Source organism: Cryobacterium sp. MLB-32 (genome assembly GCF_000738085.1).
In the GTDB taxonomy this organism is placed as follows: domain Bacteria; phylum Actinomycetota; class Actinomycetes; order Actinomycetales; family Microbacteriaceae; genus Cryobacterium.
On record NZ_JPRS01000672.1, the window covers coordinates 1 to 692 of the forward strand.

The window sequence follows — 692 nt, forward strand, 5'->3', positions numbered from 1 at the left end:
TGGGCCTCACCATCTATCGGATCCTGCGTGCCTCGGGCGATGACCCCGTGAAGGCAGCGGTGTTCTTGGGCAGTCTGATTGTTGCCTTGGGCGTGGTGGCTGCCATCGTGGTGCTTGCGTATCGTGCCGCGTCGACATCGACCCAGCGCCTGCTGACAGTGCTGGAAGAGAACCACCACGGCCAGGCGTTCGCTATCTTGAAAACCGAGGGTCTGCAAGCAGATGTAGCAACCCTGGCTCCCGAGCTGCGGGGCGCACCGTGGAGCAAACGCACGGTCTACGCCGTGGTCATGATCGACGCCGATTCGATCACGTTCTGGGATGGCCCGTTGAAAGCACCGTTCGTGACCGCTCGGTTGGCCAGAAGCGAGGTGACAAGCGTCGAGGTCTCCCGCGGCCTGACGAGATTCTTCACCGTTCGCGCTTATAAGGTTGCTCTCCTGCATGCCGGGACGATGCTGCGGGTGACGTTCGCACCCGTCGTCGTCGGAAGCATGATCGTGCGGCCGATTGACGATGATGCTTTTGTGGCCTTGCGATCTCTTCTGACCGAAACGAGTGACGCGTCACTCGGTCCCGCCTGATTTGGGAACCAGCGCTTCAGCGGCGCGGCCTGCGTCGACGAACTGAACGGGTGTGTTGGCACTCCAGCGACACAAGTTGGGATAAATTGCCGAGACAGGGCTGGGGCT

Annotated in this window: 1 protein-coding gene; it reads left to right on the forward strand. The window is 61.4% G+C overall.

From position 1 onward, the window contains the following. A partial coding sequence (locus JF66_RS23995; RefSeq protein ID WP_035880875.1) for a hypothetical protein occupies window positions 1-584 on the forward strand: 584 nt, incomplete at its 5' end. Window positions 585-692: the final 108 nt, after the last annotated feature.